Source organism: Robiginitalea rubriflava (assembly GCF_052540725.1).
In genome coordinates this window covers 685,003-707,371 of record NZ_CP199309.1, presented here as the reverse complement: position 1 = coordinate 707,371, position 22,369 = coordinate 685,003, and the positions used below count along the sequence as shown (strand labels likewise).

Sequence of the window (22,369 nt, the reverse complement as noted above, 5' to 3'; positions counted from 1 at the left end):
GGGCGGTCGGGGTTAAGGTGAACAGCTTCTTTTAGTAAGGGCTATTTAAGAATATTCAGCGATGCTATCATATTGGAAATTCTATATTCTCCCAGTCTATGGTCGTTTAATTCAATGTCCGTGTAATCAATTAATACCTTCTTTTCTGTTTAACTACTCGCTATATACAACTGTGCCATAAGTATGGTGTCCATATAGGCATGGGCTAAAATTAAAATCCAAAGTCTCTTTTTTAATTTGATATAACTGATTCCCAAGGCTAATCCCATAAAGCCTATTTGCACAATCCCCATGGGCCCCCAGGCATAATGAATAAGCCCGAAAATAACTGAACTAAGGATAACAGCGATAATGGTGGCTTTTTTAGAATCATTGCCGATTTGGGAAATTCTGTTTATCAGGAATCCTCTGTAAATAACTTCTTCGCCAAATGAAGAAACGATATAAACACCTGCAAGTGTTATGATAAGCATCCAAATATTACCTTTTAAATAATCATAACCGCTCATGTTGGCTCCTTCGGGAATGCCCGTTATATTGGCCATGATAATGGACCCTATTAGGAAGCCGGTTACTGCGAGAGCAAACACCAGTAGGGAGAGCAGTGTAACTTTAACTGCGCTCCTCAAAGAAATGGATCCAAAGACCAGCCCAAAGTCTTTCCAACTTTCGCCGCGGAGTTTTAGTCCTATCCAAACATAAATCAGCATCAGAATATTCGCCGTCCAGACAACTGCTTGTATTAAAAGGGGGTTGTCTCCGGTGAGAGGTATTATTAGCGTAATGAAGGTATATGTTAAAATGAAAAGCAAGAATATTTCCCCTGCTTTAACCAGCTTATTTTTATGCAGCTGATTTCCAAGTTTGGCCAATAGAGCATTGTTTGCTTTATCTGTCATTGCAACATTTTTTATTTGGGTACATCCCAGGTAAAAGAACCTTTCTACCTGCACAAGTACTGCCTTAAAACAGCCCGCAGCAATCAAACAGGCAAGTTTTTTAATTACCTGGGTTACTTAAAAGTAGGAAATTTCTTTTTGAAAAATTTAGAGCAGGTAGGTAGCTGCTTATGCAATTGAATGGACGATAAACAGGTATTTCATTATGGTCGGTTTTTATAGTCAGTGAAGCATCTACGTTTAGTACCTATAAAATATGCCTTTATCGGCACAATAGCAGGGGTAAGGATATCAATTTTAAATGGTTTAACCTTAACCTAAACATCTGGGGATACAGAATTGACAATTGGGCAACAAATATCAACGATTAGGTATTTAGAATAAGGAAATAACCACTGGTGGGTGGTAATTTTATAAAGATGGCTTAGCAGCCCGTGAATTAACCAACAACCACAGATATGACTACTGCACAACCTGTTACCTCCGGAGAACGCATACAGGCGCTCGATTTTCTAAGGGGATTTGCCCTCCTAGGCATCCTGATTATGAATATTCAACTTATGGCCATGCCTCTTGCGGCCTACCTGAATCCCACCGCGTTTGGTGACTTTAGTGGAATCAACAAAGGGGTCTGGATATTCGGCCACCTGTTCGCTGAAGAAAAATTCATGACCATTTTCTCCATTCTTTTCGGGGCAGGCGTATTGCTTATGACCCAGCGCGCGGAAGCACGTAGCGGTAAGTCTGCCGGATTGCACTACAGACGTACGTTCTGGTTATTACTTATCGGGCTTGTGCATGCCCACCTGATCTGGTCCGGGGATATCCTGGTGTCCTATGCCATAGCGGCCCTATTCGTGTACCTCTTTCGCAAAGCAAGGCCTGTTACGCTTGTCATCGTTGGTATTTTGGTAATCTCCGTACATACGCTGATATATGTATTTATGGGATCGACCATGGAACACTGGCCCCCTGAAAGCCTGGAGATGGCCAAACAAAGCTGGATACTATCCGAAGCGGAACTTCAGCATCAGATTGATGCTGTGACCGGATCCCTGAGCGAACAGATCGCCTATAATTCGGCCGAAGCTACTTTCCTGGAGACCTTCGTGCTCTTTATGCAGCTATTCTGGCGAGCAACAGGGTTAATGCTAATTGGCATGGCTTTGTATAAGTGGGGTGTGCTTTTGGCAAAGAAGTCGAAAGCATTTTATATCCGGGGCCTGATTATTGGATGTAGCCTGGGTCTGCTCATTTCGGGTTATGGGATGTATACAAACTTCAATGCCAATTTCTCATTTGAGTATTCCATGTACCTTGGGTCGCAGTGGAATTACTGGGGTAGCCTGTTTATGAGTTTTGGATATATCTGTGGCATCATGGCTATTGCCAAATCAAATGCCTTTCCCTGGGTACGCGACCGATTGGCGGCAGTAGGCCAAATGGCCCTGACTAACTACCTGATGCATTCCATAATCGGGGTATTTATTTTCTGGGGGATTGGCCTGGGCTTGTGCGGGCAGTTAGACCGCTGGCAGCAATTATTGGTTGTAGTAGGTATATGGACCTTGCAGATATTTTGGTCCCGTCCCTGGCTGAACCGCTTCCATTTCGGACCCTTTGAATGGCTATGGCGCAGTCTCACCTATATGAAGAAACAGCCGATGAGGAAAAACAGGATCAAGGCAGGATCTTAGGCCCGGTGTTTGATTTTAAGGCATGGCCAGCACTCTATATCAGATAAAGCGAACCTGCCGGCAACAGTAGAGCCTTATATACCCCTGCTTTAACCAGCTTATTTTTATGCAGCTGATTTCCAAGTTTGGCCAACAGGGCATTTTTCGCTTTATCTGTCATTGCAGCATTTTTTCTATGGGCATAGCCCAGTTTATACAACCTTTCTGTAGCGCGATTGTTCTGCCTTAAAACGACCCAGAGCAATAAACCAGACAGCTGTTTTATTTGCCGGGGTTGCTTAAAAGCAGGAAATTTCTTTTTGAAAAATTTAGAGCAGGTAGGTAGCTGCTTATGCAATTGCTAATACATTATTCCTCTCTGGATAATAGCCCTAAACGTTCTCCCATTAACAGGTGTTTGTATGAAGTTCCATCATCCTGCATGGGGGCATCTAAAGTAAAGGTAACGCCCTCCTGGAAGATCATGATAAAATCGGATCCGCCGAAGGCAAAATGGCCCAGCATATCACCTTTTTTTATTGTGGTGCCCGGAGTGATATTGTCTTCAAAATTGACGGAACCCACAACTGCCATCCCGATAGGTAATAAGGCCACAAGGCCATACTCCTCGGTTTCCAGTATCACACACCCCCTTGTTTCAACGGCCTGCCATCCGGTCTTGGCACTCGGGTTAAAGGCATAACGGTTGTTCTGCTGGTCCCACCACAGCTGGCCACCTGTAGGATTGATACCCTGGATGATCCTGGCTTCTTTTATGGTTCCGCTTAAGGGAAAGTGATATCTGTGATAGTCGTTTACGTTCAGGAAGGAGTGGGTAAGTGAACCACCTGCAAATACGTCTTTGTACGCACTGTCTTCACCAATAAGTTCTGATACAGAATTGAGCGTGGCAGATTTTACCGGGACCCCGTCTTTGTCCAGCAGGTTGGAGTTATCGTCTATTTTCCAGACACCCATAGGTTGGGAATCGGCAAAGGAGACCACCACAGAATCCTGTTCAGGATTTGCAATGGGCCGCATATCGGGAGACTTCAGGTACCTGGCAAAGAATTGATTGAAGGTTTTCCAGTTTGAAGGGTCTTCATACCAGCCCTTTTGCAATCCAAAATTCGGGTCATTTAATGCCATTTGATAATATTCTTCATTCCAGGAAGCTTCGGTATCGAGAAACGCACCCCAGGATTTGCTGAAGGTTGTGAGCCATGTTGCAAAGGGTTCATAGTACTGCAAGGAATTATTGACCAGGCCTTTTCCTTCAAGCGCTGCCAGGGGCTGGTCAATCAGGAAATAAAACGCACAAAAACCCTGAAAAATATGATCAAAGATCTCGGAATATTCTTCCTTTTTTACGATTGCCCAGGGCATGGTGGTTTCTGTCCAGCTAATAAACTCATAATACTCCTCAAGGGTCTGGGCAGGATTTGTATCCCTGTCTGGATTGATTTCCTTTGCCTGGTATATAGAAGACTGCAGCATTGCTTTTAGTTCCGGGTTGCTTTCAACCAGGGTAATTAATTCTTTGGTTGCATCACCGTATACAACTTCCTTTTTGGGGGAATTGCAGTTAACAAGGCCAACAAGCAGGAAGAATATGAGAATGGAATTCTGAAGCTGTTTCATTTGCAAGGATTATTATGCTTTTATTTATTAAATAACTGTTACTTTCTGATGTATTCCCCTCCCATAATTTTGGAGAGTCCTTCTTCGGTTTTTGCAAAAAGCGACCAGTTAAAACTATTATCATTTAGAAATTCCCAGTTCTCCTGATAGGTTTCTGATACGCCATTTGCCGTGTAAGTGGTTAATGCATTCATCATATTTTTTCCTTCAAATGCCGTGGTGTATTCAAAAAAACTATAAGGCATATCCACCGCCGTGAAATAGCCTTTTATGACTTTTAAGCCCGGATGCCAGAACCATGCACCTTCGGCTACAAGCTTTGCCTGCCCGTCTACCAGAAAATAGCTTTTAGATATTACAGACAGCTTGCCCACACCCCACTCAAAGGTCTGATATGAATTATCCAGGTACCATTCGCCTCCAATCAAAACAGAAAAGTCTGCCAGGGGACCATCAATGGAAGGCTTATTGTCCTGCGCCGACGATTCCCAGGAATTAAATAATAAGAGGGACAGGCCTAAAATAGTCGCAGTTACGAATTTGGAAGGTTTCATCTTCATAAGATACGACTTAATAATAAATTCTTTTTAAACTCTCTTTGATTCAAAAATCGCCTGGGCCTCAGGTATAGGATATAAAAGCATGGGCCAAACCGAAATAAAAATTAGCAAAAGATTCTGATTTTGGGGTAAGAGGGAAAGCCGTTTAAGGCTGAGGTCATTGGCGAATCAAATAGTATGATCTAAACTGCCATTCTCTTCGAATTCCAGTCGGTCTTTCTTGCGAAAGAACCATATCCCGCCATGAATCTGGATAATATAACAGACAAGGGCAGAAACAAAAATAAAAACTGAACCAAGTGCCAGAAGAAAAATGGTTAACCCCCAAAGGCCAGGGGTGGAATCAATTCTTGAATTAAGATGATATTGAGAATCATCCGGATCATACAGGATTTTTACTTTTTCTCCAACAAAATAAGCGGGTGGATTGGTTCCCGTCTTGGAATAATGCGTGCGGGTAAAACCGTTGTGGTCAGAATATTCTACCAGAGGCCGAGATGTCCCATCCTTTTTCTGAAGGCCAACAACTATGCCATCTACAGATATCGCTTTCTCCACAAAGGTATGGGTAGTGGAATAGCAATAAGAGCCTATCGCCAGGAGCAAAACACCAACGGAAAATATTATTAGCAGTAAACCCTTTTCTCCAGAAGTCATGGTTGCAATAACAGGTTATGTATACTAACGATAGATTTGGACATAAATTCTATCTGTTTGAAGCATGATACCAGGTTGTTCCGGGAAGCTGACTGATCAATTAAAATTAGGAATTCCCTTTTTGGGAAAGGGAAGCGATAGTCGTTTCGGCTCTTGGAACTATAAAGATGTTAATCAGCGGAACCATCTGGCATCTCATTCGAATTGCGCCATTTGGCGTTGGCCCCATCAAAAACCTGAAACATTTTAAGCCTGAAATAATAGGAGTTCAGGTCCTTTTCAGACAGGTCTTCAGCCATAAATTCAACAACCCGCTCCGGGTTTTGTTTGAGTTCCGGGGAGTCAGGATTGAGCATCCTGCGCCATTTGGGATCGCTCTCCTGTAAGGATGCAAGCATTTCCTTCTCGCACTCCATTACGGCCAAACCGCTACTCTGAACTATTTTGATGTAAGGATCGTTTTCCATAAAGGCCGGGGCCTGAATGCGATAACCTTTATCTGTGTATACTTTTTGCAACACGGCCAAGTAACTCTCACTGGAGCCATCTTGTAAGACACCTTTTTCGATTAATACTTTTTCATAATCATCTATGATGGTTTTGATGTCATAGCCTTCCGCCTCGTATCTGGAGGCATAACATTCGAGTATGATCCGGTCGAGTTCCGAAGCTGGCTCCTGGCAGGCATTGCCTAAAAGCATTAAAGCGCATATAAGTAAGATTCTAACGTTCATTTTTAAACCGGGATTTTAATTTTTCACATCGTCCTTTGAGGGTAGCCCTTAAGTTAGATAAAAACAGGGACAATCTGTAGCCTGGATCACGGCAGGAGGCAGGTATTTTGAGTTTCAACTTGCTGTGGTTGCTGTCCAATGTATTTTGAATAATCAGTACGGTTCAGAAGGCTTTGTCTAAGGATTATATTTTGTGTAGCAATCTTTTTCATAAAGGAGTTTACTACAAATAGTGTTTTCCTTCAAATCAAAAACGTAACGATTCCTGTAAACAGGCTGTCCGGATCCGGCGATTAAAACATTTCCCTTTAGAGTATACGCAGTATTGTTGTTTAGCATTAACTGCCCGTTCTGAATAGTAAGTTCTAAGGTGTCTCCAAGGTTATTTAGATAGCTGCCGACTAGTTTTTCTGTATCCGATGGGGAGAGTTTCAGGTAAAAATTCGCAATAGCATCCGGATACTCTGTGGGTTGTGTCAGCACAACATTTATTTCAATAAAAAGGTCGACAAGCTGCTGTTGCAAGCCGGTGAGGGCGGCCATCATTTCCCGCATCCTCAGATGAAAATTAAACGCCCGGTTTTTGAAATGGTAATCGTCCATCAAATACTTGATAAACCCCGGGTCTATGTCTTCTGCATTCCTTTTTAGAAAGGAAGTGTACCAGGGCTGGAAATAACTATTCACCTGGAGAGCTTTTGTAGCTCCTGGCGGATTTTTTCCTGTACTACTACTGTCTGCGCCCTCATTTTATAAAGGTGGGACACAAAGTTCGCTCCTTCTGCCGCGATATAGGACAGGTTATTGATGAATTCGTGGTCTGTCCGGAGTTTTTCAAAGTTTGTGGGAACCGTCCGGTTTACTTCATTCAGCGTTAGGAATCGCTTGTTCGCTAGGGTCATGGAATTGATATGGATGTCTTTCCTTAAATCCAGCATGAGCGTATTGAGGGGATATTGCTCATCGTAAAGCCGGATTATGTCGGATCGCAGCTCCTCATTGTGGATAAGGTCCAGGCTTTTGGATTTCAGGGCCTCGTAGGCCATCCTTCGGGGGGAGAAAACATCATAACGGCTAATTTGCCCGAAATAGGTTTGCAGGGAATCATGGTAGGCAGCCTGAGGGTCCTGCATAAAGGCGAGCAACCGTCTGTTATCTACTACCTGCAGGGAATCTTCTGCATACACCCTTCGAAGTTCAAGCAGATTATATTTAAGGTCATCATTCAGGTTTTTTAGTATTACTATTTCCTGCCTAGCTTCTTTTTGCGCCTCATTCCAGTCGTTTATGCTAACAGCAATTAAGATACCGATTACAACCAATATGATCTCCCCTATGGCATACAGCAGGTAGGTGGAGAACCTGTTTTTGGTTAACAATGCTTTGCGGACTTTGCGAAGGAAGAAGAGCATGAATTTACGGTTTTAGTTCTCGGGAAATATCAGCCAGGATCTTTTGGGTGAGGGACTGTATTTCTTTTCGTTTACCCTGAGTACGTTGCAGGAGGGTTCCTTTCGTTAGCATCAGGTGCAAAAAATCTTTGGCGTGCTTTTCGGAATCAATATCTGAAAAGGAGGTAAACTTACTGAGATACAGTTTATTGCTGTTTAATCCGGCATACTCTTTAAAGTACAATGAGCTTACTTCAAAATATTGTGGCTGGAAATTATCTGCGATGTCTTTTAACTCGGAGTGCAGGGCATCCAATTCCAGAAGCGGTTTTTGGATCGCTCCCAGCAATTCGATCTTCCCAGACGAAATGAGTGATTTAAAGGTAGCATCTTTGAACCTTCTGATAGGAGCAAAATAAACGTCAAAATCATTTGCGTTCAGGAACATCAGACTGTCTGCAGTGAAAGCAGGGCGTTCCATTTTTTGTCGTAATGTTTCCAGCTGTAGCAGTTTTTCATCATTAAAGCCTATGGATATTGCCAGGTCTGTGGAATCTTTTTTCAGATCTTGCTTTAGAGATATAAGGAAGTTTCTGGCAGTCGATTTTGCGATGCGATCCTCGTTCCAGTTGTTGATGCGTACTGCAATCAGTATCCCAATAACCACCAGCACAATTTCCCCTATGGCATAAAACAAGTATTTGCTGACTTTATTTTCGGAGAGTAGTTTCTGTCTTATTTTTCTGAAAAACTTGATCATGTCTTTTGTTTTTTAAGGCCAGCGTACCGTCTGGCTCCTCACTTACAAAGGTCTGCGAGACCTTTGTTATCCGTTCGGCCCTCTGAAGAATTTTATCATGGGCTGGCAGCGACTTTTATTGGGAATAAAGCACAAGTTCTTCGGCGGCCCCGGCTGCCTTAAACTAAGATAGGGAATATGAGCCGATTGGGATAACGAAGGTTTATTTCAGTCTTTTGAGTCTTAAGAATTTAGTCCTTCCAATTGTCCATTACTTTTTTTAAGTCGGAGCCTTCAGTTGCCTCGAGTATTTCAAAATATATTCCATTTGGATCTATTGCATGTGCAATGTTGACATGGGTAAATGGACTGACAGTGGATTTTGTGCATTCCATGCCCAAACTATGAAAATGGCTAACCACCGCTTCATTGTTTTGGGTCTCCAGGCCGAAGTGATCTATCCCTTCAGGATGTTCTTCAGTAGCCGGCAACAGCTCTATAAAGGTGGACTGACTGATCTGAACGTAAGCGAAAATGGGCTTGCCTTCTTTGTTGTCGAATTTATATGTCATCGGGAAACCCAGGTCATTTTGATAAAACTCCAGGGCCTTTTCAAAATCAGCCACCCTTAAACCCACGTGATTGAGGCCAAGGATTTTACCTTCTTTTTTAGAATCAAAACCAATATAATGTCCCGTTATTAATCCTGAAACGAATAAAATGGGTACAGCCAGAATGAAAATAATTTTATGCTTCATATAATTCGGTTTCTTAAAATATGTTGGCTTCACTTAAGGAGAGGCATTTAGAAGAAAAGGCCTGGGAGGGCAAAGTGCAGCTACTATCAGCAGTGGTTAGTGCCGTAGGATCTACTCAGAAGAACAGTGGTCGGAATATATACGACTGCACTTTCAATCAGACTTATAGGCTTCCAGTTCAATTTCAACCATAAATTCGGGGAGTGCCAATTCCTTCACCCCGAGCCAAGAACCTGTCGGGAAATTGTTTTTATATATTTCAGCCCGGTACGCAGATTTTTCCACCAATAAAGGCATATTCGTCGTAAAAATATTTTCTACTATTACATCATCAAAGGTGCAGCCATAGTGTTGTAGGATTTTCTCCAAATCTGCATAACAGTTTTTCAATTGTTGTTCTATATCACCAACTGCGGTAGGGTTCCCCTGATTGTCCATACTCACTGCTCCGGAGATTTTAATCTTTTTGCCAATTTTTACGGCATGGGAATACCCATAGGCTTTTTCGACCTCAGGCCGTAACAGAAAATATTCAGGTTTATCGGATTCGACTATTATTTTCTCTTCTACTTCTTCAGTTTTTTCTTTTTCTGCTTGTTCACAACTTTGTAACCCAAGGGCCAGCGCAAAAAGGGTTGTGGTTAAAGCCAGTTGCTTGCTTATTGTTTTCATAATTCTGATCGTTTAGTGCCCGCTTTGTTAGGGTATGGCTACCGCCGGGTGTCTTTTGGTTTTACCTAAGATAGGAAATAAGCACTGAACATTGCTGCCAACCGTTTTGCGCCAGGTTTATTTACTATCATCCAGGGATTGAATGACCTGTTCAGCTACTTCTAAGGTCTTTGTCTGGCTCCGTATCCAGGCCCCTCTTAAATCATCGTATAAATATAAAAGGGATACCGCCTGAATTTTGGTGTACCCGCCCCTTTCTATGTCCAGTAATGAAATACGCTTGTTGGTAACAGTGAGGTTGCTGAAACTCAAGCCGGTTTTGATAATAAAATCGGTTGATTTTGAATTCCAGTACTCGTCAAGAAAGAATTCAGTCTTTTTGACATTCAAATGTTGGGCCGTTAACTTTCTGAGGGAACTTACAAAGGCTTCATCCTTCGTTTTTAATTTGGTATCTGAACTCAGAATATCTTCCAGGACAAAGGTATTGAGTTGGGGAGTGGCGTAATTAAAACAATTTACCAAAGACAAGACTGAAAGCGTTGTGAAATGGTTATTGATGGAATCTACTACCTTGATGGTATTGGCCCCATGCTGCTTATTTTCCTTTATGGAAGCTTTTAAAATGGCAATATTGCTGTTTATTTCATCTTTTAAAGATGCCAGTATCTCTTGTTCTTCCCTGCGTTCTTTGCTGTATTCATTCCAGTTATTAATCTGCAGGGCAATTAAGATGCCTATTACAACCAATACTATTTCTCCGAGGGCATATTTAACATAGGTTGCAGTTTTCCCTTCTGAAAGCAAGTTTTGTCTGATTTTCCTTAAGAACGTGAGCATAAGCTGTAGGTTTGTTAATAGGTTTATTGTGATGAAGGATGACCACAGGTGCTAAGTGCTTGCCTTGCACAGTATGCCTGAAAAACAGTTAAGGTAAGACTTTCAGGCTCCTTTCCCCCAGGCCAGGAAAATATAAATGATGGGCTCATCATTTTCATTCCAGAAAACGTGGTCGTGATCAGGTGGTATGAAATAGGCTTCGTTTTCTTTTACTGCAATGGTGTCATTCCCAATTTTTGCATACCCCTGCCCCTGGGTGATTATAAAATACTGCGGAAACGGATTAGTGTCCCCGGGTTCGTTTACCTGTTCGCCTTTGTTTATTTGATACCATGCGCTTCTGACTCCAATATCATCCGCTTTTTGGTAGAAAATAGGGATCGCAAGCCCGCCATGAACCACTCTTGCATGCTCCTGCCCCAGTTTAACGAGGTCGTAAGGAGTGGTGTTAAAAAACCGCTGTGCTACAAAAATAAAATCATTGGTTGCATTATCGGATATGGCCCTTTGTATCTCGAAGTTTAAGGGGATGGGATCAGAAGAGGTTGCCTGCCCCATTGAGGTCATGGCAGTTATATCGCCCCTGAAGATTTTATTGTAGTGATCCTTAGTAGCAGAAAAAGACAGATTAAAACTGTCGGTACTTTGCTTTACCAGCTCAAAGTTGTTTTTTGCAATGAGTACGTGGCAGGCTTCCGAGGAATCTGCCAGATAAAAGTTGATGGTAGCCCTGTAGGCAGAATCTATTTTTGTAACGAAAGATTCAGACCATTTTTCAACCATATAATCCAATTCATAGTTTGGCGCCTCAGTTTCGTTTAGGGTGATTAAAGCATCCTCCTTGTTTACGCCACCTGTACAGCCAAAAATGCCTAGCACAATTAATACTGAAAAAATTTTCTCCATCGTATTTAATATATAATTCTTTAAGATTGGATATAATCTATGATTTTGATGCCAGCAGTACATTCATAAAGCTGATTGCTTCAAGCCCTTTCTCTTTTAAAAATGTCATAGGCTCCTACTTCCTGAGTCCAATTTTGGCAACTAAACAAACCTCCCTTTCGCATAAGCATCTTAGTTTTTGTTATTTGTAATGCCCCCGTTCTCAGAATTTACTTCAATAAAATGTATGATTATTTGCCTATAGATGCTTTGTTCACTGAAAGACAGGTTTTTCCAGAGCCCTGCATGCGACAAGTCGTAGGCATATACCACCTGCATGTCCCTGAATGCTGTTTCCCGGACTTTTTCTTCAAAGAGTTTGGAGTATTTGTATACTTCATTGTCACAAATCAGCAAGAGTGGCGTTGATAAGTTTGAAAGATAGGTTACGGGCGATGCCTGTCTGAACCTTTCTGCACCTTCGCCAAATACGGCTTCCACGTGTAGTTTTGCAAGTTCAGGCCTTTCGCTGTTGGCCAGAGCCCTGTGGTAGTCCACTATATCAAAACCCCCTGAAACCGGAATAATCCCTTTGAATATTTCAGGAGAGAGCCCAACCTGGTTTAAATAGGTACTGTCCATACCAAGGAGTGCCGATAAATGGGCACCCGAAGAAAATCCTCCGATAAAAATATTATGGGTGTCATATCCGTATGTATCGGCATGATCGTATAACCATTTTACTGAAGCGGCCACATCCTCTATATGTTTGGGGTGCTGAATCCCTTTGTTCAGGCTGGAATCGCGCCATACTGCCGGGCTTAACCTGTGCCCGATACTGGCTACCGCTATTCCCCGGGCAGCGAACTTTTTTGCCAGGTCCATTTCCTTATCCTTGTTCACATAAGACCAGGCCCCGCCACCAATCCATATCAAAAGCGGAACGGCATCTTCCTTTATCGGCAGTACCAGATTCAGTCGCTGCAGCGAATTGACGGGTATCACATCGGGCAAATAGGAAATATCATTATGTTCAACTACCTTATAACCTTCATGGTTCTGGCTCTGGCCACAGGATAAATTCAGGCCAAGGCAAACTATGGCTATCAGGATAAAGGAAGCTTTTTTCATACTGGTATTTTATTTTACAGCAACCAATGGGCTGGAGAAAGCGAAACGCCAATAACCAAATACCAAATAATGGTGCCTGGAATTTACCTAAAGGTCCGTGCTAACAAAAACTAGCCGGGCAACCAGGCATTAGTTTAATATCAATTTAGGGAAAATGTTTCATTCTGACAGGGCCTCACAAGTGGGGTATCAACATTAAACTTTGAAATCTTAATCTACCCTCCTGAACTTCAGATAGCGCATGCTAATCAAGGCAATGAGAATGAATAAGGCTACAGACAGGAGCATGAAGGATATTGAGTAATTCAGATCGTAATACTCAACTATTATAAAAGCAATAACAATGGGCATAATTGAAATAAGGGATACAAGTACTCGGTTAAAGAAAGAATGCTCATAAATAGCTTCACAATGCTGGCAATTTATTTTTTCATAGCCCAGCCAGGCAGACCTGAGCAGTTGTTTGATTGAAAATTGATTATTGCAACTAGCACATTTTTTCATCTGCTTACCTCTTTGGGCCCCGGCTACAAAACTTGCTTTTGAACGGTTATTATGCCTAATAAATTTCTCCAGACATAAGCACTAATTATGTTCAACTTAAGCAGGGCTTAATTTTTGATTAATTAAAAGTAGGATTTTTCTTTTTTGGAAAGGAAGTGATAGCCAATAACTAATGTTGTAATTACGCTATTTATTCAATCAATAAATAACCGTTTTTTACACTGGCATATTTCTCCATACACTTTCCATCGGCATCTAATTTCTCAACTATTACGGTGTAATCCCCGCCAATACCGGCATATTCGGGTCTCGTAAATCTGAAGCTACCGGGCTTCATTGTATAGGTTCCGGTAATTTTATCGTCATTTTTTACCCTTAGGATAACATCATGCTTACTTAAATTACCCAATAAAAAACTCCTCCTTCTTTCTTTATAATCCGTTTCAGGCAACATATCGTTACATCCGAGGTGCTTAAAAGGATGCATGTCTTTGCTATTGTAAAGCATTGTTAATTCTTGTATGCCCTGTTTCTCCTTTACCACATTTATGGTACTTAGTGTTGCCATGACCTGTGCTCTGTATCGGGAGACCTGGTCAGAATAATCCTGTGCAGAAATCCAGTACAACTCAATCATTTTTTTGTATTCTTCATTTGAAAGCATGTATTCAAACCTTTCATTTTTTGAAACACTATCAATTTTAATCAATGAGACCTTGGAGGTGATTTTTTTGATGTTCTCCTGAATGGTAGTATTTAATCTTTGCCATTCAGCGTGCATGATGGTCTCTCTGTCCTTTAATAGTGTGGCAGCATTGATAATGGGCTTGTACGATTCGGGGGCACCCTTTTGATTATTTAGCAGATAATCGAGATTTTCAGATTTAGGTGACGTAATAAACCAATTCACGGCCACTATACTTATTAACTCATTATTTCGGTAATCATCTATGCTGAGTTTATCAAAAAGAACCGCTTCACAGATACTTTCCTGGGTAGCATAAAATTCGAGGATACCTGTTGCATCGTCAAAATTGTAGATAAGGTCATCCTTAAGCTGTTCAATGATTTCGACAATTTCATTTTCGCTCTTTTTGGCTTCGTTCCAATTATTGATTGCGAGCGCAATCAATATTCCAATCACCACGAGGATAATTTCGCCAATGGCGTATTTCAGATATTTTCCGGTATTGCCTTCTGAAAGTAATTTTTGTCGGATTCGCCTGAAGAATTTGATCATCGGAGGTTGGTTTCTCTAAATATAGGATTTTCTAAAATAGATACCCTTCAGAAGAACACATCCCAATCGTTAACAGACGGACAGGATTGTCTGTGACCCTTCAATAATGGAATCGATTCAATTTTCCTGTGAAAAGGATAGTGAATAATGGAATAAGAATGCCTTTTCTCTATTTTAGTGGTAATAACCGCAATATCTATCTTCTAATTATCTGGTTTATTATGGGCCGCACTTCTTTTTGCAGATATCTTTTTTACACCTTAATTGCGGTCCTGATGCTGTCCGTTTTTTCAGGCTGTTCCGATTCAGCTAAGAGCCCTGATAGGCTGGACATATCGCCCTACACCACTCTCTTTGGGGAGAACGTACTGGTATTTGATGAAACCATGGATCCGGAGGGTATCCGGACAATTCTGGATTCTATAAACCAGCAACAGATGTACAATGAATTTGGCCCGGAGCGGTACGCCTTGCTGTTTAAGCCCGGAAACTACGAGATAGATGTAACGGTCGATTATTATATGCAGGCCCTGGGGTTGGGGAGGTACCCGGGCGGGGTGACCATCCACGGAGCGGTGCAATCCACCACCACTACCAGTAGCAACAATATTCCGAATAAGGTCACTACTATGTTTTGGAGGGGTGCAGAAAACTTCAAGGTGGTGCCCAAAGATGGCGAGATGATCTATTGGGCGGTGTCCCAGGCGGCTCCCTACCGACGCATGCATGTGGCGGGCGATATCAATTTTGACAAGGGCAGCTGGGCCAGCGGGGGCGTCCTGGCCAATTCGCTTATAGAAGGCAGGGCTGGCTTGACTTCCGGGCAACAGTGGATGACACGAAATTCAGCAATCGGGTTTTGGGAAGGAGGAAACTGGAACAGGGTATTTATTGGGGTGGAAGGAGCCCCGGAAGATACCTGGCCCGATAAACCCACTACAGTGATTGACAAAACACCGGTAGTACGGGAAAAACCGTTCCTGACGTATACGGAGTCCGGAGGTTACGCTGTTTTTGTTCCGTCCCTGCAACGGGAAGCCTCCGGCCCTTCCTGGAGAGATCGGGAGGAGGACGGGGAGCTAATACCAATAGCCGGGTTCCACATCGCCTTTCCGGAAAAAGATGATGCGACGTCTATCAATAAGGCCCTGGCTAATGGAAAGCATCTTCTCCTTACACCGGGAATCTACAAGCTCGATAAAACCCTAACCGTAACAAAGCCCAATACCGTAATCCTGGGACTGGGCCTGCCAACGCTCATCCCTCAAAAAGGTAAAATTGCCCTTGCTACTGCAGATATTCAAGGGGTAAAACTGGCAGGCTTTATGGTAGATGCGGGGCCAGGGCTTTCGCCAACGCTTATTCAGATTGGGACAGTAGAATCGAATGCTGATTATCCAGACAACCCCATTTCGCTTCACGATATCTATTGTAGGGTAGGGGGTGCCTGGGCCGGGCAGGCAGAAACAACAGTGACCATCAACAGCAATTATGTGATTGGCAATCATTTTTGGTTATGGCAGGCCGACCATGGGGTGGGTACAGAATGGATGGATGGGCAAAACAAACACGGACTAATTGTCAATGGGGATCATGTTACCATTTACGGATTGTTCAATGAGCACTTCCAGGGGTACCAGACCCTTTGGCAAGGGGAATATGGCCGCACCTATTTTTATCAATCCGAAATCCCCTATCACCCGCCCAGCAATGAGGTGTGGAATGATGCCGGAAAACCAGGCTATGCCTCCTATAAGGTTGCAGATAGTGTGCAGCATCACCAGGCATACGGCCTGGGTGTCTATAGTTTTTTTAGCGGGGAACCAACGGTCTCCAATAAGGTGCGGCTGGAAAACGCCATGGAAGTCCCGGACCATCCGGGTATTTTAATCCAACATATTTCCACCTTTGCCGGACTAAACGGGAATATCAATCATCCCATTAACGGTCTGGGCCCTGCCACGAAGTCCGGAGAACTAAAACTGTACGACGGGTTTAAAGGGAGGCAATAGTGTAATATGGTTGTTAGAAGTTGCTTTTTCCTCCACTGTGACTAATTCAATTACTTTTAGAGAGAATTATTCCTGTTCTTACATCAGTTCGGTTTGGCCTTAATCGGGAAATTATGTGCTTTCATAATTTCAATATAACGAGTATCGTTTCGGTAAGGATCAATAGAAGGGCTTCCATTTATCTCCGCTAAACTGTAATCCCTGAGATCCAGTTTTGCATAGTTTGAGATCTTATTCAAATAATGAAACAAGGAATCGGTCTCTTTCAAATGGGCAAAACAGATTACTTTGAAATAATCCATAGGCTTGTATTCGGGCCTCTTAAAGACTTCATGGGTCGTTTTTGAATCGCCCTTTTTTGAATACAGCCAAGCCTTATTGGAATAATAACCTATAAGATTAAGGGGTTTTAATTGCTCCAGATATTCCTGGGCCTTTTCGTAATTACCCTGGAAGGCGTAATAATCATGAAACACTATTATTTTTTGAAACGGATTTAACAAACCCGTGAGAGCAGTGTCATTTAAAATTTTATGGGCTTCTTCAAACTGCTTATGGATATAGAAATAATTTAATTTATCCAGAATATATCCGGGATTAGTTGGATCGATTTCAAATATTCGCTTTGAATATTCCAGACTCTTTTTTCGATCCACCAAAATCCATGTGTATAATTGGTTTAATGAATGAAGTAATGAGAGATTGTCAGGATCTTCTTCTAAAGCGCGCTCATAAGTATAAATAAGTTCTTTGAGATCCTTTTTGATTGCACTGTTTATTAAACCTTCAATCCTGATGATTTCCATTGGATTTAATAGAAACTTGATTTTTTCCAGGTGGGTTTTGGCTTCCTGAATCTGATCGTTTACCAAAAGAGCTTCCAATCTTGTCTGATTTACAGGCCTGGAAAGTGGGTCCAGCTTTTGGGCTACCGTAATGTGCTTCAATAATTTTTGTGCATCATGTTGAGGCCTGTCGCGCCAATAAATGGCAAAATGGTGATGTGCCGTAGCATCATTCGGGTTGAGTTCAATGGCCTTTTCAAAGTTTGTCCGTGCCTTTTGCCAATCTCCATCCCTTATGTTCAGCATGGCCCTGACCGTATAGGGCCTGGAAATATCCGGATCGATCTCTAAAGCTTTATCAATATATTCATTAGCCTGTTTGGCGGACTCTTCTTTGCTCAGATCCCCATAAAGATAAAGCAGCATATAGGAATTGGCTATTTCGGCATAACCTTCCGCAAACAGGGGATCCAACTTTATCGCTTCTTTGAATAATTCGATACTATTTTCAAGGTTATCCTGTGCCCTGTTGTCTGCAATGTTCCGGCCTTTGGAAAACAGTTCCACTGCCATAACATTCGTAGTGGTTTCTGAGTTTAAGGCTTTTTCTTCTTCAGGGCTTATAAATATTTTAAGTTGTTTTACGATTTTTTGAGAGACCTCCTGCTGAATCTTAAAGGCATCTATTAGATTTTCATTGTAGTTATCTGCCCAAAGATGCTCATCGTTGGCTTTTATAAGCTGTGCTGTTATCAGGACCTGGTTGTCCTGTTTGCGAACACTGCCTTCAACGATATATGCCACATCCAGCTCTTTGGCAATTTGAGGTATGGATTTATCGGTGTTCCTGAATTGCATCACCGAGGTTCGTGAAATGACGCGTAAGCCTTTAACCTTGGATAAGTGCGTTAATATGTCTTCAGTAACACCAACACTAAACCATTCATTTTCCTGGTCATCACTCATATTGGTGAATGGCAGTACTGCGATAGATAATTTATCAGGGGATACGGAAGTGACCGCTCCGGGTTTAATCCAAATTAACGCAATGGTTGCCAGCAGGGCAATCATGATAACCGTATTTAAAACCCTGTTGCTGCCAGACCTCCTGGTATCGCCAACCAATTTCTCGGTCTTCTTAATTCCGGATGATGTAATTTGGTAATGCCATGAAAAGATAATCCAAAGGGGCAACCCTAAGCCCAGGGTAATGGTGATGATTTGTAAAATCCAGGCGGGTGCATTCCAAATGGGTAATACGGTTGAAAATACCTGCAGAACAAGCCAGGCGACTACCAAATAAGCGATGGTCTCTTTTAGTACATTCCTACGCTTAAGTTCCTTGATTAACTTATTCATATGCAGCAAGGCTTCTTTAAAGATAGCACATATTATCAATAGTGCTTATGGATTCGGGAAAGTCCAGATTGCAGGTTGTTATCATCAATCAACTATTTTATGGCTTACGGATTGTCTTGGAAAAACAAACGATCCTGTTCACCTCCCGGAATCCCGTAGATTTGTGAAAATCTATGCTGCCTGTATTATTCAATTCAGCATCAGAAGCAATTTCCGTACAATTTTGTTCAAGCCCCCAATCTTCTGATTTTCTGACCAGACGGCTGGCTACCCCCTGATTGCGATAAGATGGTTCAATATAGAGTCCTTCTATGTACACTATTGGCGAAGTGGTCGTCCCTTCTACATAATCAGTCCTTAATGATAATTGAATGAATCCTATAATATCGTCACCAGCTTTTGCAACAAAAATGTTTTGACGATCAGTGTTAAGAATTTCCCAGCAGTTTGCAAATTCTTCTTCATAAGAACAGCCTGGCCAAAGTTTAATGGCCAAATCGGTTATTTTGGGAATATGATTTTCGGATATTTCTTCTATTGTCAAAGTAATGTAACTTATTATCTATTCTTCTTTCATTACAAAGTCGCCTATTAACTTCACTATCCTGTCATCCTCATCGAGAATGTTAGAAAGTAGGGTCAGGTGGTCCCTGTTTGGCACTTCTTCGGTATAGACACGAAGGTTGCCAATACCTGTCATGGCTTTGGCAAATCTTTCGTTTTGTTCTTTCCTCCAGGACTCGTCCCCATCAGCATAAATTAGTAAAATATTATTCCGGTCAGGCAAAATATGGGGTGTTACAGAGGCCTGTAACCAATTTCCGGGCTCATTGCCCCAAATGCTTTTGTAGACTGAATCCCTCTCAATCCTAACTTTCGCCGTTTCTTCCACATATAGAAAAGGACTGATCAATACAGCGCCTTTTATTTTTGCGGGCGCAATATTATGGTCTTGTAAAACAGAAAAATCAATGGAAAGGAGTGCGGCAAGATACGCCCCGGCGGAATGACCCGCAACGTATATCTTTTTAGGATCACCGCCATACCTCTCTATGTTATTGATAACCCATGCTGTTGCAGCTGCTGCATCCTGTAAATGAGCCGGATGTTGAAAACCTGGAGACAAACGATAGTTGACACTTACCAGGCCAATTCCAGACTCAGCCACTTTATTACCAATATCCTTACCCCAGCTTTTATCTCCCATCAACAAGGCTCCCCCATGTAAATAGACAATAACGGGAACATTTTTGTTGCCTTCAGGCATATATATGTCCAAAAAGTCTTTGTTATCACTGTATTCAGACTCAGGAAGGTAATCAATGTCTTCATTTACAATTACCTGGGCATTAATACAGCCAGTAATCAGCATAAACAATAGTAAACTGGCGCAAAGTTTCAGGTTCATAGTTTTTATGTTAGATACCATTTAAAGTATATGAGCTATTAGCATTGGTTCGTACTGAGGATGAATCAGAACACCACAGCACATTTGTTCTTTTCGGGAAATTTTACCCGACGTTTATTTATACTAGTCATCGGTTTTAATTTCGGCTTTTATCAAATTCAGTATTTCCAGTATTCTGCTGCGTAAAGCCTCGGACTGCAGATTGGCGCCTTTGTTTAAAATAATGGCGCTTCCAAGTATAGCTTCCAGCTTTCTGCTGGTTAATATTTCATCCAGTGGCGCCCCCAGCTTTGAGGTTCCAATTTCTGCTTTAAAGGACTCTTCATTATGATCCAGTAGCCAGAGATGTCTGGAATCGTTCATAAAACTATTGTAGATATCCCTGCCCAGGCCTATTTCCGACAAAATTAAACCGAATTGCTCATATACAGCTTTAGTCCAGTTCTGCTCAATTTCCCTGACCCCTACTACATCTGACGACCAGTTGGACAGCAGGCGTTTTAATTTTGGGTTGCGAATTAAGATTAGATTGCCTGAACTTGTTAAGTCATTTTGAATAGGGTCGTATGTAGGGTCATGGAAAACGTTGGCAAGCTCTTTGACAAGACTGTCACGAATAACCCCATCGGGTTGGTCAAAGGCATTTAATGATTTCATTGCCGAAAAAATTATTCTTTCTCTGGTCGTCATTTTCTCTTCCAACTGCGCAAGATTAGCCTGATAGTCTTCCTGTAGTTGTTTCAGAACAGCCTGTTCCCTTATCCGGTCCTTTCTCTGTTCGTTCCAGTCATTCACCTGTAGGGCCAGGAGAATTCCTATCATCACCAGGATGATTTCACCAATGGCATATTTGAGGTATTTGCCCGTTTTATTTTTCTCCATAAGGCCGTATCGGATTTTCCGAAAGAATTTTATCATGGGTTATCTGTTTTCTATTTCTAATTGTAGCCTCTTTTCAAGCGATTTCATCTGGGATAAGGTCATTGCTATCCAGCGGTTGTAATATTGTCTGTTGCCCATATTTGTCTTGAGAATGGCCCTGTACGTTTTGTTGTTTTTTAATGCTTCATAGTCATTGGGAACATTGCCTCTTTCCGGCAAATACCAGGTTTTGTCAATGGATTCGAATAATTCGATCAATACAGGAGTAACCGTATTGTAGTGAAATAAAGACTGTCTTTCATCCATAGTTTGGCCAAAGGTCTGAACCTGTTCGTATAATCCCGAAAGCAATATTCTGGTTGAATCATTTTTAATAAAATCCAAACCATAGGCCTTGGCGGTCTCATAAGCATTTTTTCTTATCACCATGGTCCACCACAAATTGGCATTTTCAAAATGCAGGTCTAAGGAATCGTGATAGGGAAGGTTCTGATCAAAATGATTCAGAATTATTTCACATGAACGCGATGTCCGATTATTGCCATCAATGGCCATCTGCAATAAATTATAGTCCGCAATGATTGTACTTCGCAATTCTTTAAGCAATTTGTTTTCATACAGGTTTGAAATTCTTTGCTCATTCCAGTTATTAATCTGAAGGGCGATCAAAATTCCAATCACCACGAGGATAATTTCGCCAATAGCATATTTAAAATACTTCCCGGTTTTTCCTGCGGAAAGTAAATTTTGTCTGATTCTTCTGAAAAACTTGATCATGTCTTTTGTTTTATAGGCCAGCGCACCGTCTGGCTCCTCACTTATCCGTTCGGCCCTCGAAGAATTTTAGCATGGGTTAATGGTTGATCCCGATAACTATCGGGAATGAAGCACAAGGGCCGCTGTGGTCCAGGATGCCTTTAACTAAGATAGGGAATATGAGTAGATTAGGATAGCGATGGTAATAGCAGATGCCGTGCGCTGTTGGTATTTAATCCTTCCAATTGTCCATTACTCTTTTTAAGTCAGAGCCTTCAGTTGCCTCGATAATTTCAAAGTATATTCCATTTGGATCTATTGCATGTGCAATATTGACATGGGTAAATGGACTGACAGTGGATTTTGTACATTCTATGCCCAAGCTATGAAAATTACTAACTACCGCTTGATTGTTATGGGTTTCCAGGCCAAAGTGATCTATTCCTTCAGGATGTTCTTCATTAGCCGGCAACAGTTCTATAAAGGTTGACTTGCTGATCTGAACGTAGGCGAATATGGGGTATCCTTCTGCGTTGTCGAATTGGTATATCATCTGGAAACCCAGATCATTTTGATAAAAATCCAATGCTTTGTCGAAATCTGCCACCCTTAAACCCACATGATTGAGGCCCAAAATTTTGCCTTCTTCTTTATTTTCAGATCCGTGATGCAGTCCTGAAATAAACCCAGCAAAGAATAAAATGGGCACGGCCAGAATGAATATAATTTTTGCTTTCATAAAACTTGGTTTAAATGAGCTAAAAAATCTGTTACAACGGCAGATATGGCTTTTTAAGCGTCAATTTTCGGTTTGGTAAAGACTTTAGCAATTCTGAGTGG

23 protein-coding genes are annotated in these 22,369 nt (G+C 41.8%); 2 read left to right on the top strand and 21 right to left on the bottom strand.

Annotated features, from left to right (window positions below; all coding sequences use genetic code 11):
- Nucleotides 1–149: 149 nt before the first annotated feature.
- Nucleotides 150–899 (bottom strand): CPBP family intramembrane glutamic endopeptidase, encoded by a 750-nt coding sequence (locus tag ACT6NU_RS03265; RefSeq protein WP_445383030.1) that lies wholly within the window; start codon nt 897–899, stop codon nt 150–152.
- Nucleotides 900–1,357: 458 nt separating this feature from the next.
- Here ACT6NU_RS03265 and ACT6NU_RS03260 point away from each other — a divergent pair, with 458 nt between their 5' ends.
- Entirely contained in the window at nt 1,358–2,596 is a 1,239-nt protein-coding gene (locus ACT6NU_RS03260) for a DUF418 domain-containing protein (RefSeq protein WP_445383029.1), read from the top strand.
- Nucleotides 2,597–2,944: 348 nt separating this feature from the next.
- Here the strand turns inward: ACT6NU_RS03260 and ACT6NU_RS03255 are convergent, their stop codons facing one another.
- From ACT6NU_RS03255 to ACT6NU_RS03190, 14 genes are all read right to left on the bottom strand, one after another.
- A complete protein-coding gene (locus ACT6NU_RS03255) occupies nt 2,945–4,216 on the bottom strand; it encodes a phosphatidylserine decarboxylase (protein ID WP_445383028.1) in 1,272 nt (423 codons plus the stop codon).
- A gap of 38 nt (nt 4,217–4,254) precedes the next feature.
- The gene (locus tag ACT6NU_RS03250; RefSeq protein ID WP_445383027.1) at nt 4,255–4,776 is read right to left on the bottom strand and encodes a hypothetical protein; all 522 of its coding nucleotides are present in this window, start codon (nt 4,774–4,776) and stop codon (nt 4,255–4,257) included.
- 168 nt (nt 4,777–4,944) lie between these two features.
- Complete coding sequence (locus ACT6NU_RS03245; RefSeq protein ID WP_445383026.1) at nt 4,945–5,433, bottom strand: DUF3592 domain-containing protein; 489 nt, start codon at nt 5,431–5,433, stop codon at nt 4,945–4,947.
- A 170-nt stretch (nt 5,434–5,603) separates the two neighbouring features.
- The gene (locus tag ACT6NU_RS03240; RefSeq protein ID WP_445383025.1) at nt 5,604–6,167 is read right to left on the bottom strand and encodes a hypothetical protein; all 564 of its coding nucleotides are present in this window, start codon (nt 6,165–6,167) and stop codon (nt 5,604–5,606) included.
- A 177-nt stretch (nt 6,168–6,344) separates the two neighbouring features.
- Entirely contained in the window at nt 6,345–6,854 is a 510-nt protein-coding gene (locus tag ACT6NU_RS03235) for a hypothetical protein (protein WP_445383024.1), read from the bottom strand.
- Complete coding sequence (locus tag ACT6NU_RS03230; RefSeq protein ID WP_445383023.1) at nt 6,851–7,579, bottom strand: DUF6090 family protein; 729 nt, start codon at nt 7,577–7,579, stop codon at nt 6,851–6,853. Before ACT6NU_RS03230 ends, ACT6NU_RS03235 begins: the two co-directional genes overlap by 4 nt.
- Before the next feature lie 4 nt (nt 7,580–7,583).
- The gene (locus tag ACT6NU_RS03225; protein WP_445383022.1) at nt 7,584–8,318 is read right to left on the bottom strand and encodes a DUF6090 family protein; all 735 of its coding nucleotides are present in this window, start codon (nt 8,316–8,318) and stop codon (nt 7,584–7,586) included.
- A gap of 230 nt (nt 8,319–8,548) precedes the next feature.
- Nucleotides 8,549–9,055 (bottom strand): VOC family protein, encoded by a 507-nt coding sequence (locus ACT6NU_RS03220; RefSeq protein ID WP_445383021.1) that lies wholly within the window; start codon nt 9,053–9,055, stop codon nt 8,549–8,551.
- A 153-nt stretch (nt 9,056–9,208) separates the two neighbouring features.
- On the bottom strand, nt 9,209–9,727 hold the full coding sequence (locus tag ACT6NU_RS03215) for a RidA family protein (protein WP_445383020.1): 519 nt from the start codon (nt 9,725–9,727) through the stop codon (nt 9,209–9,211).
- A gap of 117 nt (nt 9,728–9,844) precedes the next feature.
- Nucleotides 9,845–10,567, bottom strand: coding sequence for a DUF6090 family protein (locus ACT6NU_RS03210; protein ID WP_445383019.1), 723 nt, complete (start codon nt 10,565–10,567; stop codon nt 9,845–9,847).
- 102 nt (nt 10,568–10,669) lie between these two features.
- Nucleotides 10,670–11,473 carry a cupin domain-containing protein gene (locus ACT6NU_RS03205; protein ID WP_445383018.1) on the bottom strand — a complete coding sequence of 268 codons (804 nt, stop codon included), beginning with the start codon at nt 11,471–11,473 and terminating at the stop codon, nt 10,670–10,672.
- A 171-nt stretch (nt 11,474–11,644) separates the two neighbouring features.
- Complete coding sequence (locus ACT6NU_RS03200; protein ID WP_445383017.1) at nt 11,645–12,583, bottom strand: alpha/beta hydrolase fold domain-containing protein; 939 nt, start codon at nt 12,581–12,583, stop codon at nt 11,645–11,647.
- Nucleotides 12,584–12,793: 210 nt separating this feature from the next.
- Entirely contained in the window at nt 12,794–13,087 is a 294-nt protein-coding gene (locus tag ACT6NU_RS03195) for a TIGR04104 family putative zinc finger protein (RefSeq protein WP_445383016.1), read from the bottom strand.
- A 190-nt stretch (nt 13,088–13,277) separates the two neighbouring features.
- Nucleotides 13,278–14,327 (bottom strand): DUF6090 family protein, encoded by a 1,050-nt coding sequence (locus ACT6NU_RS03190; protein ID WP_445383015.1) that lies wholly within the window; start codon nt 14,325–14,327, stop codon nt 13,278–13,280.
- A gap of 221 nt (nt 14,328–14,548) precedes the next feature.
- On the opposite strand from ACT6NU_RS03190, the gene ACT6NU_RS03185 reads away from it, so the two are divergent.
- Nucleotides 14,549–16,339, top strand: a complete 1,791-nt coding sequence (locus tag ACT6NU_RS03185) for a hypothetical protein (protein WP_445383014.1) — start codon at nt 14,549–14,551, stop codon at nt 16,337–16,339.
- Between the two features lie 83 nt (nt 16,340–16,422).
- Here the strand turns inward: ACT6NU_RS03185 and ACT6NU_RS03180 are convergent, their stop codons facing one another.
- From ACT6NU_RS03180 to ACT6NU_RS03155, 6 genes are all read right to left on the bottom strand, one after another.
- Nucleotides 16,423–18,483: a tetratricopeptide repeat protein gene (locus ACT6NU_RS03180; protein ID WP_445383013.1), complete on the bottom strand. Its 2,061-nt coding sequence runs from the start codon at nt 18,481–18,483 to the stop codon at nt 16,423–16,425.
- A 97-nt stretch (nt 18,484–18,580) separates the two neighbouring features.
- Nucleotides 18,581–19,027 carry an aminoglycoside 6'-N-acetyltransferase gene (gene aac(6') / locus ACT6NU_RS03175; RefSeq protein ID WP_445383012.1) on the bottom strand — a complete coding sequence of 149 codons (447 nt, stop codon included), beginning with the start codon at nt 19,025–19,027 and terminating at the stop codon, nt 18,581–18,583.
- 18 nt (nt 19,028–19,045) lie between these two features.
- The gene (locus ACT6NU_RS03170; RefSeq protein WP_445383011.1) at nt 19,046–19,891 is read right to left on the bottom strand and encodes an alpha/beta hydrolase; all 846 of its coding nucleotides are present in this window, start codon (nt 19,889–19,891) and stop codon (nt 19,046–19,048) included.
- A gap of 123 nt (nt 19,892–20,014) precedes the next feature.
- A complete protein-coding gene (locus tag ACT6NU_RS03165; protein WP_445383010.1) occupies nt 20,015–20,809 on the bottom strand; it encodes a DUF6090 family protein in 795 nt (264 codons plus the stop codon).
- 3 nt (nt 20,810–20,812) lie between these two features.
- A complete protein-coding gene (locus ACT6NU_RS03160) occupies nt 20,813–21,550 on the bottom strand; it encodes a hypothetical protein (protein WP_445383009.1) in 738 nt (245 codons plus the stop codon).
- Between the two features lie 211 nt (nt 21,551–21,761).
- Nucleotides 21,762–22,268: a VOC family protein gene (locus ACT6NU_RS03155; RefSeq protein WP_445383008.1), complete on the bottom strand. Its 507-nt coding sequence runs from the start codon at nt 22,266–22,268 to the stop codon at nt 21,762–21,764.
- Nucleotides 22,269–22,369 lie beyond the last annotated feature (101 nt).

Coding starts and splice junctions, on each gene's coding strand:
- ACT6NU_RS03265 (WP_445383030.1), bottom strand. CDS start 899: ATGACAGATAAAGCAAACAATGCTCTATTGGCCAAACTTGGAAATCAG.
- ACT6NU_RS03260 (WP_445383029.1), top strand. CDS start 1,358: ATGACTACTGCACAACCTGTTACCTCCGGAGAACGCATACAGGCGCTC.
- ACT6NU_RS03255 (WP_445383028.1), bottom strand. CDS start 4,216: ATGAAACAGCTTCAGAATTCCATTCTCATATTCTTCCTGCTTGTTGGC.
- ACT6NU_RS03250 (WP_445383027.1), bottom strand. CDS start 4,776: ATGAAGATGAAACCTTCCAAATTCGTAACTGCGACTATTTTAGGCCTG.
- ACT6NU_RS03245 (WP_445383026.1), bottom strand. CDS start 5,433: ATGACTTCTGGAGAAAAGGGTTTACTGCTAATAATATTTTCCGTTGGT.
- ACT6NU_RS03240 (WP_445383025.1), bottom strand. CDS start 6,167: ATGAACGTTAGAATCTTACTTATATGCGCTTTAATGCTTTTAGGCAAT.
- ACT6NU_RS03230 (WP_445383023.1), bottom strand. CDS start 7,579: ATGCTCTTCTTCCTTCGCAAAGTCCGCAAAGCATTGTTAACCAAAAAC.
- ACT6NU_RS03225 (WP_445383022.1), bottom strand. CDS start 8,318: ATGATCAAGTTTTTCAGAAAAATAAGACAGAAACTACTCTCCGAAAAT.
- ACT6NU_RS03220 (WP_445383021.1), bottom strand. CDS start 9,055: ATGAAGCATAAAATTATTTTCATTCTGGCTGTACCCATTTTATTCGTT.
- ACT6NU_RS03215 (WP_445383020.1), bottom strand. CDS start 9,727: ATGAAAACAATAAGCAAGCAACTGGCTTTAACCACAACCCTTTTTGCG.
- ACT6NU_RS03210 (WP_445383019.1), bottom strand. CDS start 10,567: ATGCTCACGTTCTTAAGGAAAATCAGACAAAACTTGCTTTCAGAAGGG.
- ACT6NU_RS03205 (WP_445383018.1), bottom strand. CDS start 11,473: ATGGAGAAAATTTTTTCAGTATTAATTGTGCTAGGCATTTTTGGCTGT.
- ACT6NU_RS03200 (WP_445383017.1), bottom strand. CDS start 12,583: ATGAAAAAAGCTTCCTTTATCCTGATAGCCATAGTTTGCCTTGGCCTG.
- ACT6NU_RS03195 (WP_445383016.1), bottom strand. CDS start 13,087: ATGAAAAAATGTGCTAGTTGCAATAATCAATTTTCAATCAAACAACTG.
- ACT6NU_RS03190 (WP_445383015.1), bottom strand. CDS start 14,327: ATGATCAAATTCTTCAGGCGAATCCGACAAAAATTACTTTCAGAAGGC.
- ACT6NU_RS03185 (WP_445383014.1), top strand. CDS start 14,549: ATGGGCCGCACTTCTTTTTGCAGATATCTTTTTTACACCTTAATTGCG.
- ACT6NU_RS03180 (WP_445383013.1), bottom strand. CDS start 18,483: ATGAATAAGTTAATCAAGGAACTTAAGCGTAGGAATGTACTAAAAGAG.
- ACT6NU_RS03170 (WP_445383011.1), bottom strand. CDS start 19,891: ATGAACCTGAAACTTTGCGCCAGTTTACTATTGTTTATGCTGATTACT.
- ACT6NU_RS03165 (WP_445383010.1), bottom strand. CDS start 20,809: ATGATAAAATTCTTTCGGAAAATCCGATACGGCCTTATGGAGAAAAAT.
- ACT6NU_RS03160 (WP_445383009.1), bottom strand. CDS start 21,550: ATGATCAAGTTTTTCAGAAGAATCAGACAAAATTTACTTTCCGCAGGA.
- ACT6NU_RS03155 (WP_445383008.1), bottom strand. CDS start 22,268: ATGAAAGCAAAAATTATATTCATTCTGGCCGTGCCCATTTTATTCTTT.